General features: G+C 41.6%; 2 protein-coding genes. One reads left to right on the top strand and one right to left on the bottom strand.

The annotated features are described in order from the left end of the window. Positions 1–245, top strand: a 245-nt coding sequence (locus tag ACK4IR_RS12440; RefSeq protein ID WP_409874651.1) for a hypothetical protein, incomplete at its 5' end; no start/stop codon positions are given. Here ACK4IR_RS12440 and ACK4IR_RS12445 read toward each other — a convergent pair. After that, the coding region (locus tag ACK4IR_RS12445; RefSeq protein WP_409874652.1) for a crossover junction endodeoxyribonuclease RuvC at positions 210–529 on the bottom strand (320 nt) is incomplete at its 5' end. The two genes, ACK4IR_RS12440 and ACK4IR_RS12445, sit on opposite strands and share 36 nt — an antisense overlap.

Genomic DNA, 529 nt, shown 5'->3' on the forward strand with positions numbered 1-529 from the left:
GAGAACTTGATCCCATCGCCAATAGATATAATACTGATAGAGGTCAGAAGATTAAATTTGCAGCTAAGGTTGGGAACACGTTAGGAAACCTAGTCTATGCTGGTTCCTTGGCAGGTTTAGGTAGCATTGGGGAAATCGCCATAAGCAAAGGACTTGGAGCCTTAAAGGATAGATTGGATGAGGACGATGAGCATAGTAAGAAGAGTATCCTACAGAAGATTCTGGGCACAAAGGGCAACAGCTAAGGCATCGAGTTCATGATGCGAGGAATTGCAGGGTATATGGAATCTGCCCTTGATATATTCCTGAATATCTTCTTTCTTCTTATTTCCTTTTCCTAATAAGGATTTACGGACTGCGGTAGGGGATATAGCTAGACATTGGACATTGCGCATTAAGGCATAGGCTTCCACAGCCCCTGATAGTTGATCCATTATTCTGCCATTCATCGCCCTAAGTACTGTTGATTCATAGGCAATAATTTCAGCAGATAGATTATTAAGATACTCGTATAGTCTGGCAATCTTAT

This window comes from Thermosynechococcus sp. (genome assembly GCF_046299635.1).
GTDB lineage: Bacteria > Cyanobacteriota > Cyanobacteriia > Thermosynechococcales > Thermosynechococcaceae > Thermosynechococcus.